This window comes from Pseudoalteromonas sp. Of11M-6 (assembly GCF_022347905.1).
Taxonomy (GTDB): domain Bacteria; phylum Pseudomonadota; class Gammaproteobacteria; order Enterobacterales; family Alteromonadaceae; genus Pseudoalteromonas.
Genome location: NZ_JAKRFW010000005.1, coordinates 92,263 through 107,334 on the forward strand (window position 1 = coordinate 92,263; position 15,072 = coordinate 107,334).

10 protein-coding genes are annotated in these 15,072 nt (G+C 42.9%); 4 read left to right on the forward strand and 6 right to left on the reverse strand.

The genetic code is table 11. The features are described 5' to 3' along the window. Positions 1–2: 2 nt before the first annotated feature. Together MHN32_RS04220 and MHN32_RS04225 are read left to right on the forward strand one after the other, a co-directional pair. The gene (locus MHN32_RS04220) at positions 3–1,139 is read left to right on the forward strand and encodes an NAD(P)H-binding protein (protein ID WP_235368438.1); all 1,137 of its coding nucleotides are present in this window, start codon (positions 3–5) and stop codon (positions 1,137–1,139) included. Beyond that, positions 1,136–3,013 carry a hypothetical protein gene (locus MHN32_RS04225; protein WP_239421011.1) on the forward strand — a complete coding sequence of 626 codons (1,878 nt, stop codon included), beginning with the start codon at positions 1,136–1,138 and terminating at the stop codon, positions 3,011–3,013. The genes MHN32_RS04220 and MHN32_RS04225 overlap by 4 nt, the downstream gene beginning before the upstream one ends. Before the next feature lie 70 nt (positions 3,014–3,083). Here MHN32_RS04225 and MHN32_RS04230 read toward each other — a convergent pair whose 3' ends face one another. Continuing rightward, positions 3,084–3,995 (reverse strand): AraC family transcriptional regulator, encoded by a 912-nt coding sequence (locus MHN32_RS04230; RefSeq protein ID WP_239421012.1) that lies wholly within the window; start codon positions 3,993–3,995, stop codon positions 3,084–3,086. Positions 3,996–5,491: 1,496 nt separating this feature from the next. On the opposite strand from MHN32_RS04230, the gene MHN32_RS04235 reads away from it, so the two are divergent. Next, a complete protein-coding gene (locus MHN32_RS04235; protein WP_239421013.1) occupies positions 5,492–6,451 on the forward strand; it encodes a DUF3137 domain-containing protein in 960 nt (319 codons plus the stop codon). A 229-nt stretch (positions 6,452–6,680) separates the two neighbouring features. Further along, positions 6,681–7,616: a hypothetical protein gene (locus tag MHN32_RS04240; protein ID WP_239421014.1), complete on the forward strand. Its 936-nt coding sequence runs from the start codon at positions 6,681–6,683 to the stop codon at positions 7,614–7,616. A gap of 269 nt (positions 7,617–7,885) precedes the next feature. Here MHN32_RS04240 and MHN32_RS04245 read toward each other — a convergent pair whose 3' ends face one another. The 5 genes from MHN32_RS04245 to MHN32_RS04265 form a co-directional block, all read right to left on the reverse strand. Next, complete coding sequence (locus tag MHN32_RS04245) at positions 7,886–9,313, reverse strand: alkaline phosphatase D family protein (protein ID WP_102058248.1); 1,428 nt, start codon at positions 9,311–9,313, stop codon at positions 7,886–7,888. A 102-nt stretch (positions 9,314–9,415) separates the two neighbouring features. Continuing rightward, on the reverse strand, positions 9,416–10,306 hold the full coding sequence (locus tag MHN32_RS04250) for an SMP-30/gluconolactonase/LRE family protein (RefSeq protein WP_239421015.1): 891 nt from the start codon (positions 10,304–10,306) through the stop codon (positions 9,416–9,418). Between the two features lie 7 nt (positions 10,307–10,313). Continuing rightward, entirely contained in the window at positions 10,314–12,683 is a 2,370-nt protein-coding gene (locus MHN32_RS04255) for a family 20 glycosylhydrolase (RefSeq protein ID WP_239421016.1), read from the reverse strand. A gap of 4 nt (positions 12,684–12,687) precedes the next feature. Next, positions 12,688–13,641 (reverse strand): sugar kinase, encoded by a 954-nt coding sequence (locus MHN32_RS04260; RefSeq protein ID WP_239421017.1) that lies wholly within the window; start codon positions 13,639–13,641, stop codon positions 12,688–12,690. Next, a complete protein-coding gene (locus MHN32_RS04265) occupies positions 13,638–15,068 on the reverse strand; it encodes a sodium:solute symporter family protein (RefSeq protein ID WP_174169673.1) in 1,431 nt (476 codons plus the stop codon). Before MHN32_RS04265 ends, MHN32_RS04260 begins: the two co-directional genes overlap by 4 nt. Positions 15,069–15,072 lie beyond the last annotated feature (4 nt).

Below are 15,072 nucleotides of genomic sequence, written 5' to 3' on the forward strand. Positions count from 1 at the left end.
CCATGCAAGCTCAATCCGTGTTATTGCTCGGTGGTACAGGTCAAGTAGGCTTAAAAGCAGCTGAGTATTTACTTGAGCATACACAAGCCGCACTTACGTTTGCTTCACGTAGAAAAGCCTCATTACCCAGTGCAATTTCGCAACATCAAGACCGAATAAATACAGTACAACTTGATGTCCAAAACACCGACGATTTAAAAACTCAGTTAAAGAATACAGATCTGGTCGTCGCCTGTGTTGGCCCCTCAGGCATTATTGGCGATCAAATAGTATTGGCCTGTAAAGAGTTAGGCGTACCAATTATTGATGCTGGTGGCTACGATCCAGTATACGCGTCTCTCCACGAGCATGAAAAGAAGCACAGTAGTGAAGTACCGCTCATCATCAACGTCGGTTTGCTACCGGGCTTATCAGGCGTATTCCCCGCCTATCTTATTCAACAATGTAGCCGTGGAGCGGACATCAAATCCTTAGAAGTGCAATACGTTGGCCGAGACGCTTGGAGCTACAATTCGGCATGGGACATTATAAATGGGTTAGGAGACTTTGGTCACGAACGTGGCTTTTGCTACTTGGAAAACCAGCAAGTTAAACGTGAAAAGTTCTCAAAAGCTGGTACTAAAGCACACTTTCCTGCTCCCATAGGCACCGCATCTACTATGTTGATTTATGCAGAAGAAATTGTGCAACTCGCCAACGAACATGACATACAAACAGCTAAAGTCTACGGTGCTAATCTAGGGCCCCGCGCTATGTTTGTTTGCATGATTGCGAAGATATTCAAGATGTACAAAAACCATAAAACTATCGCTCGTGCAGCGCGATGGTTATGTAAGGCCTCAGCTAAAGATATGCGTAAGCTCGACCCAATTTACGCCGTCGATGCCCAAATTAAATGTGCTGACAACCGCGTACACCATGGCCAAATCATTCTAGAAGATACCTATCAGGCTACAGGCTTTATCATCGGCATAACGGCTAAGCAATTATTAAACAATCAAATCACCAAAACAGGTCCAATGATGCTACATGAAGCTGTTGATGCCAATCATTTTATAAAAGATCTCGAACAAGCAGGTGTCGTTGCAGGGCTTATTCTTTCTAAATCAGACAACAACACTAAGCAGGAGGCTGCATGAGTAAAAATATCATCGTCTTGGGAGGTACAGGTGAGTCGGGCAGGCGCATTATCAACTTACTCAGTGAACGCCTCTCAGATTTAAAAATAAGCTGTGCGGCACGGCGAACACCAAAAGCGGGCATATTGCCAGAGCATATTAACTTTGTTCCTTTTGATATAAATGACAAAGCCAAAAGCATTGAAACACTCAAAAAGTTCGACTTAGCTGTGATTGCTTTGGGTCCAATGGATAAATTTGCCCTACAGGCGCATCAACTGTGCTTGAACGCGAATATAGATGCCCTCGACATTAATGACAGCCTACAGGCTGCAGATCAAATACACGCACTGAATACTGAGGCCCAATCAAAACAACGCTTGCTACTCACAGGTATGGGCTTCTCCCCTGGTATTTCAACATTACTGTTAACTGAGCTTGCGCATAAAAAAGCATCTGCAACGGGCTATTATCAATGTCGTTTGTATATGGGCGCAGCCTATGGTGGCGGCGAGACCAGTCCACAAGCGATTTTAGCAAGCTTTACCAATCACTTAACCTGCTGGCGAGAAGGGACTCGCAAGCAGGTTGAGACGCCTTGGCAGGACGCACAACATCAATTTACTTTTCCAGCATTGAAAAAACCAGCCGACCTAATTCCATTTGCAACACCTGAAGTCGCTGGGCTTGGTTGTGAGTATGTTGCTGAAGACCTAGACATAAAGCACCTAGATAGTCGTTATCACATCCAACACCTAACGCTTGGATTTGCAAAGTTTATGAGTAAATATCGCTTAGGCGAACGTAAAAATACATTTTTCTCCAAGATGTTTTTTAATAATGGGCAAAAGCTCAAAACCAAAAAAGAGTCAGATCCCGATACTTGTTTATGGGTTTACCCAGACAATAATCCGCAATCAGGGCTAATGTTACATGGGGTTATTTCTTCTTATGAACTTACCGCCAAGATGGCATGTGTTGTGGTTGAGTGTTGGCTAAACAATGTGTTCTTTGACAGCTATGGCGTCAAAGCCGTAGAGCATTTGTCTTATAAAACGCGCCAAAAGCTACTGCAAACATTGGTTTTAAATGGTGTCACGGCAAAACCTGCAAACACCCAGAACACACATCGAGCAGATCAAGAGTTTGGCTGGGTAGACAGCGTATCATCAGACATCAATAGTCTCAGAAATTTGGGGTTAAATTGGTATACAGTAACAAAGCAACATCCAAAAATGGCAAAAAGGCAACAAGAATATCTCTATAAATCAGAGATATGGCGAGCACTTAAAGAGGCCACCAGTAGGTATAGCTTTGCAAAGTTTGTAATTTCTACGCTGTTAGCATGGCGTCGAGATAATAAAGGCTTACAGCACTGGCGCGATAGACACCAAGGAGAATATACCGAAATCTGGAAGTCCATCACTAAAGATATGAGTATGTTTAGCTCAGGTTATGGCAACGCGAGGAAACTACTAGGACAGGATAAAGCCTACCGATTATATCGTGACATGTTTCTAGAGACAGGCAAAATGGAAATGCGCTGGCTATGGCCTAATCCTGAATCCTTTAATATGTTCGAAAACAAAGAGGATGTGATTTTAGAATACTGGCTCACTTGGCTTAGAAACTACGCCAAACTTGGCCTATTTACACTAAGCGAATCACAGGCTGACCCCACAACGATTTGCATTTCTATCACCGACTGTGCGTATGCTGCTATGTTTAAAGAGCTCGGTTGCCCTGAGCTTGCAGACATGGTGAGAGAAATGGAGCAAGAAGCACTAGCCTTTTTAGCCAGTCAGAGTAATTTGAACATAACTTGGAACTTTAAAGGTGAAGGTGTTGTTGACATCACTTTGAGTAAAACGCTAACGCTTCAGGCCGTTGGTTAACAGAAAAAGACGACGGAGAATGGATTTATGTGTTGCGGGCAAAGCCCGCAGGGCACACACTCAAAAATGATTAACCACAAACAATACTGGGAGCGAGGTTCAGTCTCGCTTCTTTAGGCAACACCCCAAATTGTTTTCTAAAAGCCACGCTAAAATGACTTACATTGCTATAACCCAGCGAGACGGCTGTTTCGGTTACATTATTGTCTTTTAATAGGTTCATTGCTTTGTGCATTCTTTCTTCTTGGAAACAACCATAAACCGTATTGTTAAATAGCACCTTGAAGCCTTTTTTTAGCTTACACTGGTTTAATCCAACCACCTTAGCCACATCTGAAATGGTAGGTGGGCAACTAAGATCGGATAATAGAAAATCTCTAGCTGCAATAAGCTGCTTTTTCTCTCGAAGCGGGAGTTGGTTGCTCGTGTCAACTGATTTCAGTGCAGTGAGATGCCAATATAGATAGTCTAACGTAGCGGAATGCAGCAGCAGAGGGTTGGCTTCTTGATCTTTTATCAACTTATGAATACGGTTCGCACATGTGCTGACTTTTCTACTGGGGCCACTTTGCTTCACAAAGAATGACATACTTTTCCCTAGATCTACCCCACTGAGCTCTTCACCAGCAAGCTCATTAAGCACTTCGGGTTTTATCATGATCTCTAAGTTACTAAAATCATTACTATGGTAAGCACAAAAATTCTCCCCACCCGAAAAACCAATATTAAAGTCTCCGCACTCACATTGTAAAAGCGTATTACCGACCGTCGCTTCAAACTTCCCCGCAAGAACATTGTTAATGTGAATATATTGGTCATCGCCAGGAAATACATGTTTAGTATCTGCCGCCCCCAAATCCTGCGCTGAAGATAGGCTCACAGAAAGCCCTGGCATCAACTGCACAAAATTCTGCCCAACCACATTATCAATATACTGCTGTTTATTCGCTGTACTTATTTCAATGTCACTACACATAGTCATTTTTAACCCCCCTTCCAATCCCCGTATCACTCAGGCATCTGTAGCTAATACTTCCTTTAGAGAAACATGTAAGTTACCGGGAACAGCCGGATGTTTCACCATATCAACAAGTCAGATAAGAATGAATTTCACTTTTAGTTATTCAGTCGTATATAGCTATCTATTACATCACCCATTATTAACCGCATCAGAACAACAAAATATTAACAAATGAAAAACGATAAAAACAAATTCTGAGTTATGTTCCCTAAGAAGTTAACACTAATAAAAATCATTCTCAATAAGAAATTCCAAAAAATACAATTTTCAACCAGAGATTTGCATAAGGAAAGAGTTAGAGCATTCCTTATTTTACTAGAGAGTTTTAGGGATAGTTTCGCTCTCGTGTCCTGCCAAAGTCTAGGTACCAAATCTGAGGTGTTATACCAATTTCAGCTGTTGGCGCCGAAACAGGCTGCTATAAATGAGTTAGTTATCCATAGTCACGACTACCCAAACTAAAAGACTGTATGCACCTGTATAATAAGCGGTAATTTGACTGCCAGCCTTGATAAATAACCTGAACTCGGGATAACAATATGTTTTCTAGCAGCTGTTATCCCTTTCTACTGCGTTAAATTTGTTGCAATAGGCCAGAGGTTAAATAAGTCGTGTATCTAAGCCAAGGTGGGATGCTGTGCATTGTTTTAGTAATAGCCTACTGGCATTTGAGCGACACTATCGCCTTGAGTGTTGACTACAACCATTAGTTTGTTTCAAAAGTAGTATTAGTAACATCGCGGTATTTGTCAGTTATCATTTTTAATCTTATCCAATTTATATAAATAAACTAAAAGCCCGACGCATCTAAAGTTATGCGGGTTTTTAATATTTCCTTATGAAATTTTGGCCCTTTACCATGACGCTTCTATAAGGTGTAGATTGACCATAGAGTGTTTTTAACAACAATAGGCAAGGAAAATAACGACCTTAGAACCATATGCCAATGTGAGATGATGACTTTTTCAGATACTTTTGTGATCATAGATTTCGCTGCCTGTGTCGAAGTGCCAAATCAAACCTCACTTGACCACTGATAATAATAAAAAGGGATTAAGCATCCAGAAAAATTTGCGTCATTCATCTTGATACCGTCCCATTTCCTATCGCGAACAAGCCATTAAAAGCAACGGGGAATCCCGAGGTTTTATTGACGAGACGATAGTAAACAACACTCAGGTATTCGGATACTCAATTTATGTTCGACATGGGTTTGAGTTAAATAGGCCAAAGCTTGCGTACGAACTGGTTTATGCCCTGCAAGTCGAGTGTCGTGACCAAAACACACTCAGAAGAATAAAAATCAAACAGCAAAGGTCAAAACGCCCTAGTGAAAGACGTCACGTAAAAAGTTGAACTCGCCTTTTATTATATTCACCACTCTTATCACTTACTTTATAAAGTATTACAAGGTACAATTTTTTCTCAATCTCCATTGCGACTTACAAGGAAAAGTTATGCCATTATTAGAACAGAGGTCTCTGCATCATATTGATCCACGCCTAGCTGGCGTTGAGATGCAGTTAAAAGAGGCCTATTACAATTTAGATAAAACCACATCCAGCTTTGATAGCGATCTTGACAATAAATTGAAGTCGTTTAAGCGCTATAAATGGTGGGCGGTTGGTATTGCAATCCCCTTACTATTTCTTGCGCCTTTTCTCTTAATCTCAATAATTCCTATTTACTTTTTGTTAAAACATTCTCTTAAGTCTTTCACTAAGGGTGTGTTAACTAGAGCTTATATGATGGCGCCAATTGCTTCAGCACTTAACTTAGAATATTCAGTCGGCGGTAATTTACTTATCTGCGAGGAAGCTATCAGTGCAGGTATATTAGCCAAAGGAGGCCGAGCTGTGGCTGAAGATGGATTTAACGGCGAAGTAAATGGCATTCCCTTTTACTTTACTGAAGTGCATATACGCACGCATCACCAGAACAATGACAGCAAACGTTTGTTTAATGGTGCAGTTATAAAACTGAGTATGCCTGAACCTGTAGATACTCCAATCGTAGTGTTACAAGATGCGGGGCTTTGGAACATGCTGATAAATCGACGTCAATCTTTAAAAGGATTACAGCGAGTTAAATTTGAACAAAAAGACTTTGAAAAAGAGTATCAAGTCTATGCTAAAGATGAAGAAACCTGCCGCGAAGTACTCACGCCAGAATATATGGCGCAATTGTCGCAAGTCAAAACGTTCTTCTCATCCAGTCACCTACCAAAAGGGTTAAAAATCCCCGAAGTAAAAGCCCAAATGTTTATAGAAGGTAGCGATATACTGATCTCTCTTAACTATGGAGCCAACCTATTTAGCCCTAAAAAGCTACAAAAAGAATACGATCCCAGCTGGGCCGAAGACATAGCCAAACAATTCTTACTGATTGAAAACCTAGCAAAAAGTCTGGTGCACTAGCGCTGGACTTAGGTAGCTTGTGGTTGAAAATGCAATAATCTGACGACAAACACAATGGCTGTTATAACCATTACAAAAAAGGCCCTGAGGTCCTTAAACCAACTTAGCTTTTTTTTAGACACGGAGTTAGTTCAAAGATGATACAGTGTTCGCTGTTCAAAATAATAATGTAAAGCGCTAACCCCCCTGCGACTGTGAGCAGGTTTATCAAGTGCCTAAGGAGAACAGGATGAATTTTATAAAGCCCGCCACCTCTTTGCTTTTTGCAGTCATCATGCTCACCAATGATGTCCATGCTAATGAAGCCTTTCCTAGGCTAAAAGGACCTTGGCTCGGTCAGACACCACCAGGGTCAACCGCACAGCTCTTTGCTCCTAATATCATCTCCATTAATGGTCGTTATGAATTCGGCGTGTCGTTCTCTCCAGACCTTACAGAAGTGTATTTTACTGCCTTTAAAGAGCAAGAAACTGTAGACTCAAGCCCACAAATCATGTATTCAAAGGTAGAAAATGGACAGTGGACTCAACCTCAAACCGCAGATTTCACCCGTGGAAGAATGAGTTATGAACTGGTTCCCCACGTTAGCTTAAACGACAACCGGATTTACTTTACTGCGCGTTCAGATGACCCCAAGGAGTCTGGAATTTGGTACGTTACCCGTAGCAAAAATGGCTGGAGTGAGGCCAAAAGATTCGATTCGGCAATAAATACGGGTAAGTTTTCAGACTTCAACCAAAGCGCAAATGGCAAACCTGTTTTCTCCAATATGTCAGAACGCAAAATGTATACCGCTGAAAATAAAAACGGCGCGTTTACGACTCCCAAAGCCATTGACATTGACTTTGGATTTCATGGCTTTATTTCGCCCGCTAACGATTACCTATTGGTTAATAGTCGTCACAGAGGCGATGATAGTAGAAAAGACAACGACCTATATGTCTATTTTAAGGAGCATGATGGCACTTGGTCTAGTCCTATTAATTTAGGTGAAGGGGTTAATACCCGTTACTCAGAAACCGTTCCAAGAATTACACCCGATGGTAAATACCTGTTTTTTGGCAGATATAATGAACCCGGTGATGTATCAAACATTTATTGGGTAAGCACCGAAGTCATTACCAAGCTAAAAGATACTTATTTTGCAGGAAAGTCGACTAAATAACCTGAACTCGGGATAACTTCTGGCTAGAGTGATATTACACTTTTAAACTTTGGTATTTTGGTAGCTTAACTAACTTCTTTCCCGAATTCAGGTTAAATAGCTTTAAAGCAGCGCAATTGTATGATTCCTTTTGACTTTAAGATAAAACTCGGCATGACACAATGCGGAAAATATAAGATAAAATTGCGACACAGCAAAAATATCATCATGTACCCTCCACAAGATTTTGGAGGGCATCTGGACTATACCTTCTTAAAACACTACAGATATCACTCAAGGGGAAACACATTACTAATGATCACGTTTCCCTTAGTATCTCTTATTTCGAATATAAGCTCGGACTCTTTAACTTCAACATAAGCGACACCATTGCTCGCATAAAAGTCGTATTCTGTTGTCGATAATGGTTCTGATATCGAGTATCTACTGGCTCCATATATGGCTTTGCTAAACCTAACATCATCTTTAAACCAACGAATAGAGTTAATTATAAAGCTAGTTGGCCAGAATAATGAGCCAGAAACTAATTGATGGATTGAAGTGGGCTTTCCTTCATAGTTAAGCCGACAAGCGAAGTGAGAGTGAACATCTCCAGATAAAAAGAACACATTTGTAATATTTTTCTTCGTCATGTGATCTAAAATTCTTTTCCGTTGCTCTGCAGCTTTTTTCCAATTATCCGCCGCGTCTGCATTGGAATAATTATCAGCCAAAAAAGTGACAGAAGTCCCTATTAGCTTAACTTTATAATGAGAGTTAAGAAAATCCAATAGGGCATTTTCTTGAGCTCTTGATATAAGCCCTTGAGAGCTTCGCTCTTTGCGAGAGTCCATTAAAAATAGACCAATGCTGCCAAAATCTACCGCTGCATAATGGCGAACAGGTACTTGATTGTGCTCCTGCCCTTTAACGTAAGAGACCCCCGGCACATCACTTGGTATAACATCAAAAATTGGCCCATGTGACGCCTGATAAGAATAGAAAGCATTAATGCTGTTAATGAGCCTATCTTTATCTTTAGTCAACCAGTTGACTTTAGTATCTTGGTAGTCAATAGCTCCGTGTTTAAAACTATCTTCTACTTCGTGATCATCCATAACCATGTAATTAGGCATGGCACATAAGATATCTTTAACATATTGATTATCAAAAAACTTACGATAAAGTCGCTTAAAGTCCTTGGTACTTGAGTTATTTATTGTTAAACCTAGATACATGTCGTTATATACTTGATCCCCTAACCAAAGCATCATATCCAACGGCTTTTCTTCATTAAAGGCTTTCACTACTCTAAGCGCTTTTCCAAAACGTTCATCACCGTTATTTCTAAGACACGAACCAAAGCAAAACCGGAATCCCTCTCTACCTAGAGTTGAGAAAGAATATTCAGGTAAATCAGCCCAATTAGACTCACTTTCAATGCGCTGTTCAGAAAAGGTTGGATTATAACCGACTTGATAACAATAAGTAGTATTTGGCCTTAAACCGGTAAGCTCTATCACTCCCGTATAAAAAAAGTTTTGATTAAACCTGAACTGCTTTGGCTGCTCCCAATCTCCATCTGCCGGTTTTATCCTAATCCACCCGCAATTAGGTTTAGCGTCCTTTCCCGCAGACTGAATACCACACATAACTCGAACCGTTTGCTCTGTAGTAACACCAATAACAGGACCTACTTTAGGGTTTAGCAATGACACAATGTAACTCCTTGTAACTTTAATGATGTAATTAAAGTATCAAAAAGCGCATATTTCAAATTTATGATTTGATATTTATACTTCTCGAAGTATAAATATCAATTAAACACCATTAGGTAATTCTACCATCTCGATAGCGCCGCGTTTTTGCATGGTAATAAATAAGCGTTTACCTTCCTCGCCGCCAAAAGCCACATTGGTCGGGTACTTGCCTTTCAGTTTAATTTCTTTAATTAGCTTGCCCTGAGGTGAAACCACAGCGACCACACCAGCGCCATAACGGGCGATATAAAGATTGCCTTGGTTGTCCGTGCGCATACCATCTAAGCCAAAATCGGTAAACGAGATAAATAATTGTTTGTTACTAATATTGCCTTGTTCGTCTAACTCATAGCGCCATACTTTACGCTGCACGCTTTCATTCACATAAAGTGTTTTATTGTCAGGGCTAATTTCAATGCCATTGGTGGTGCCCATATCCGTTTCTAATAGGGTTACTGCTCCGTTTGTATTTATACGCCAAAGTTTACCGCTACTGGCTTGCCAATTAGGATCGCTGGCGAAAAGAATTCCGTTGTCCATGATCGCAAGGTCATTAGGTTGATCCATGCGATTATCGTGAGCAAATACCGACACGGATTGTGACAAATCACCACCTTGTGCAAGAGCTGCTTTGGTGACTTTGAGCACGTTATGATTGACGTAATCGGCTATATACATATTTCCTTGCTTATCAAAGCGAATACCGTTACCAATAGAGCCATTTTTTAACGTCAGCAGGGTTTCCGCTCTGCCTTGCGCAGGCACTTTACCAATAGTGCCTTGCTGTTGATGGTTAACCGCATATAACACGCCAGCAGCATCCACCGCAGGTCCCTCAATACCTTGCGTGAAAAACCCATCCGTTATCCAATCTTGTGTATCTACAACCGTGTTGGCAGCTACATAACCACTGCTCTGTAGCAAAAATAAACTGAATATAACTTTTCTCATGTTTTTCCTATTTACAATGAAGGTAAAGCGCTCGAACTGGATATATTCCAGTTATGACCACTTCATCCGTTAAATTTTGCAGCGCTAGCAGATGGCTATCTAGGTGCGGAGCCTGTAAAACCCCTTTACAAACCTTAAGCACTTGCTGACTCAATTCAATAAACTGCGTCACCTTTAACGCCGTTGAGTGTGCTTCTGTAAGTTTGGGACTTTGCTGTAACAGTGTTAACGCCTCAAGCCCCGCTTGCCAACGTTGCAATATCGCGCCAATGTGCGCTAACGCAGTGTTATCACCAGCGATATAGCTTGCGACTCGCTCCTCAAGTAGCCTCACCTGACGGCTTTCAACCGCAACATAGTCGACAAATTTATCAAGCGCTGCAAACTGGTGATACTCGTCGTTTAAGAACTTAATATGGTGACGCGTGTAATAGTGACTTGGCTCTACAAGCTCTGCAAGATGAGTGAGTAATTCAAGCGTAGCCTTGCGCTTTGGCTCATCCAAGGTTGTGCTGATAAGCCTACTAAAACCCGCTTGTTGCTGCGTTTTATGACCTAAGCCAATGACGTTATGTGCAAAATCGCTTATATGATCCAATCGCGCGTACATCTGCTTGCTATCCGTAAGCGTTTTAGCAGACCATAAACGCTCGGCAATCACAAAAAGTCGCGGCCATATTCTGATATCAAGATTATGTTCGGTGACCATTTCGCTCCAAATGGTCGCCTCACCACCTAAAATACGCCCGTCGTTTACTTGGCTTAACGGTGTTGAAACCTCGACAGGCTGTGGTTTTTCAAGCGCCTCAAGTGTGAGCGGATAACGGCTATTACCAATCATTGCCGCGCCTTGTTGCTGCGCTGTATTAAACTCAAACTGTAACGGTCCCATCCAACTATCCATGGCTGCGGTAAATTGCTGAGTCTTGCTAGTAATTGGCTTATCTGTTTGTGCTAGCTGATGGCGGTTGTTATTAAGCTTTATAAGCACTTGTTCGCCCAACACCACAAGCTCGCCTTTGACTGCGCTGCCTTTTAGGCGTGGGATCGTAAAGGCTAAGCTTAATACTCGCGGTTGAGTGAGATCCACTGTCGGTAGCACCGGATGTGGGTCGTTACGGTAATGAAATGATGAATACTGCGGCTGATCAATATAAAACCCGGTTGATAAAATGCCTTGATAACCTGCTTCTGCAATTGCAGTTAATGAATCATGACCACGCCAAGACTGCACGACAGTATCCGTAGGCAACGCCGGATGAAAAATTTCATCCCATCCCATCATCACACGTTGGTGCTTAGCAATAAGCTTTTGTACACGAGTATTAAAGTAATTTTGCAGGTCGTGACCGTCTTTCAACGCATGTTTTGCCATTAACTCCTGTATTTCAGGGCTTTCCAACCAATGCTCAGGCTCTACCTCGTCACCCCCAATATGCAGGTAGCCGTCTGGAAATAGACTCGTCATCTCAGCCAGTAAATCGTCGATAAAGGCGTACACATCAGGACTTGCGATATTGAGCAGTGGCTTAAATACTCCCCAATGACGCTCCATCTCATAAGGTTGCGCTTTAGTCATCAGCTCTGGATAAGCGACGGCAATCGCGCTTGCATGCCCCGGCATTCCAAATTCAGGCACCACGCGGATCCCTAAAAGGCTTGCATACTCAACCACTTCTTTCACTTCTGATTGACGATAATACAATCCGTCTGAGGCCAGTTGAGTCAGCTTAGGAAACACCTTACTTTCCATTCGCCAGCCTTGGTCATCAGTTAAGTGCCAGTGCAAAACGTTTAGCTTTGCCGCGGCCATACCATCGAGTTGGCGCTTTATTGTCGCAATTGGCATAAAGTGGCGAACACTATCAATAAGTAGCCCACGCCAAGGGAAACGGGGACCATCGCTGATAGCCGTGTAAGGGAGTGTTAACTGACCCAAGACCTTGCTCTGAGCTAGTTGTAATAGGCTAGCAAGACCGTGCTGCGCGCCGAAAACGGAGGTTGCGCTAAGCACTATTCCACCCTTATCAATATGAAGCTGGTAGTCTTCTGGCATATTCAGCTGAGGAAACTGTAGCTCGGTTTCGATATTTTCTACGCGAATGGTTAAGTCCGCTTTGCCACGCTTTACTACCCGTATCGGAATAGGTTTTCCAGTAATGCGCTCAATGTATTGCTGCATTCTGGCGAGCAGAAATGCCTGCCTCTGCGCACTAAAGCCGTGTATCGCAACCTTGATTTCGTTATCAAATACTAGCGAGCCTTCGGTCATACTCACTTGTTGCGGCATGGGCATAAGCGACAGTGGTGTTGCCTTTGCAGTTAAAATCGGCAACAACACGGTGAATAAAAAAACACTAAAGTACATTCTCATCATTACACTATTCCTGAGTAACAAGCTTTGGCAGAAAGTCGGCGGATATCAGCGCGCCGTGATGCTGAATAGCCTCGGCGGCAACTTGGTGTGCAAAGCACGCAGCCGTTTGCAAATCGCGACCTTTCAGCCAATGCGCTAGAAACCCCGCCGCAAACGCATCGCCCGCACCACAGGTATCTAAGATAAGTTGCGGCGCTACGTTTTGCGCCGCGATATAAATAGGTGAAGAATCGTCAGCTGGCGCGATCACACATGGCTGAGCGCCTTGGCGAATAACTAAGAGTTGTGAGCTTTGCTTTTGATGCTCTGCGATTATTTCGTCCACATTTGCGGTGCCATACACTGCATATTCGTCCTCGTCGGTTAAAAATGCGATGTCCGCCAACGCCATTACAGCCTGATAACTCAATTTTGGGTTATCGATACGCCAAAGGGTTTGGCGATAGTTGTTATCAAAAAATATGAGCCCACCTCTGTTTTTAAACGCAGCTAACGCCTCAAATAAGTGCTTTCTCTGCGACTCACATAAGATAGCAAGGCTTATTCCAGAGAGATAAATCGCATCAATAAGCTTGTTGTGAAGTGCCTGAGTTAACGTCTCATCACGCTTAAAATAATGCCTTACAGGGCTGTGCTCACGGGCAAAGGTAAAGCGTCGCTCTCCTTTCTCATCGAGCGTAATCCAGTACTCGCCAAGCGCGCTATGTGGTTCAAGCGAAATATAGTCTTGTCTGATGTTGGTGTTTGATAACATATCAAGCAAGTTTGTGCTGGCCTTATCCGTACCGATGGCGCTGGCAAAACTGACTGCGATGTGGTTATCGTTGCTTTGCTTGAGTAACTGAGCCATGTACCAAGCCGTGTTAAAAGTATCACCGCCAAACGAGCTAGTGCCATCTGCTCTATGCTCCACCATGCATTCACCAAAGCACAGCAACTGTTTTATTGCGCCTTTCATGATGTCACTTCCGTTTTTTCGGACGATGCGGTAACACTGGGTTTTGTCACCACACTCGTCAATACACCAAACACCAAAGCACTGATCAGCGCAGGAATAATCGGGTTACCAAAATAAGCCAGCCAATCGTCGTTCATACCAACGAGCAGAGCAGCCACTGAACCTGCCATCAAGGTGACTAAACTGCCTTGCCAAGTATAACCTTGCCAAAAGCGCCCCAATAACCCCATCACACAAAGCCCCGCTAATACAACGGAAATCATTTTGGTGATATAGCTGATAATGTCGCTCGACAGCACCGCCATAAATAATGCCAGCGATACGGTAGTCAACATGGCAATACGAGAGACCAAAAGCGGATTGTGTGGCGCAATATTTCCCTTACACCAAGTCAGATAAATATCAGCAACCAACACACTGACTCCAGCAATAGCGTCGGAGCTGGCACTAGAAAGCGTTGCGGAAATACCCGCCAATAAAATAAAGCCGCCAATCAACACCGGCATCGCCGTTAACGCCAAATAGGGAAAAGCAAATGAAGGGTTGTCTAAACTCGAGTTAACTGCATAAGCACCAATACCAATCACAGCAGGAATACATGAAAACCCTAAATAAAGTAATCCCGAGATAATAAACGACGTACGAATACTGCTTATGCTTTTGGCGGAGTAGATCCGCTGCCTAAACGATGGTGTTGCCAATACGCCCACCAGCACCGCCAGCGCCATTGAAATAGCAGGCAACAAACCAATATTTTGATATGAAAAGAGCCCAGCTCCCGCTGCAACCGAAGCGCTGGTTAGCGTTTGCCAACCACCGACCACCTCGACTACAAAGTAGGTCAACAACAAAAAGCCCGAAAACAAAATAACGGCCTGAATAGCATCCGTCCAGACTACCGCCGAATATCCGCCTAAGGTCACATATACCGCAAGTCCCAGTCCAATAATCAGTTTAGCGCTGGTCTCATCTAGCCCAGTGAGCCAAGCTAAATACATGCCCCCGCCAATCAAATGTGCGCCAAGCCAGCCGACACTTGCCGCGTAAATCAATATCGCTAAGAGTTTTTTAACGACTTGATGATTGCCTACATAGCTTGCTAACTCTTCGCTCATTGTCGCAAAGCGCTCAGCCCTAACCGGTGCAAACAACCAAGCTAGCAATAAAATACCTAGCGCGCCGCCAATGCCATAAAGCGTGCCCGCCCAACCGTGTTGATAGGCAAAGCCTACCGCTCCCATCGACGAGCCAGTGCCAACCATAGTGGCAACGGTGGTGCCTAGTGTCAGCATCAACGGTACTTTTCGCCCAGCTAATAAATAGTCACAATTTGACCGTTGCCACCGAGATGCCAGCCAACTCACCGTTATCATGGCAGACAAATACAACAGAAAAATAAGCAAATACACTTGCTGACTATCCGTCATGCTT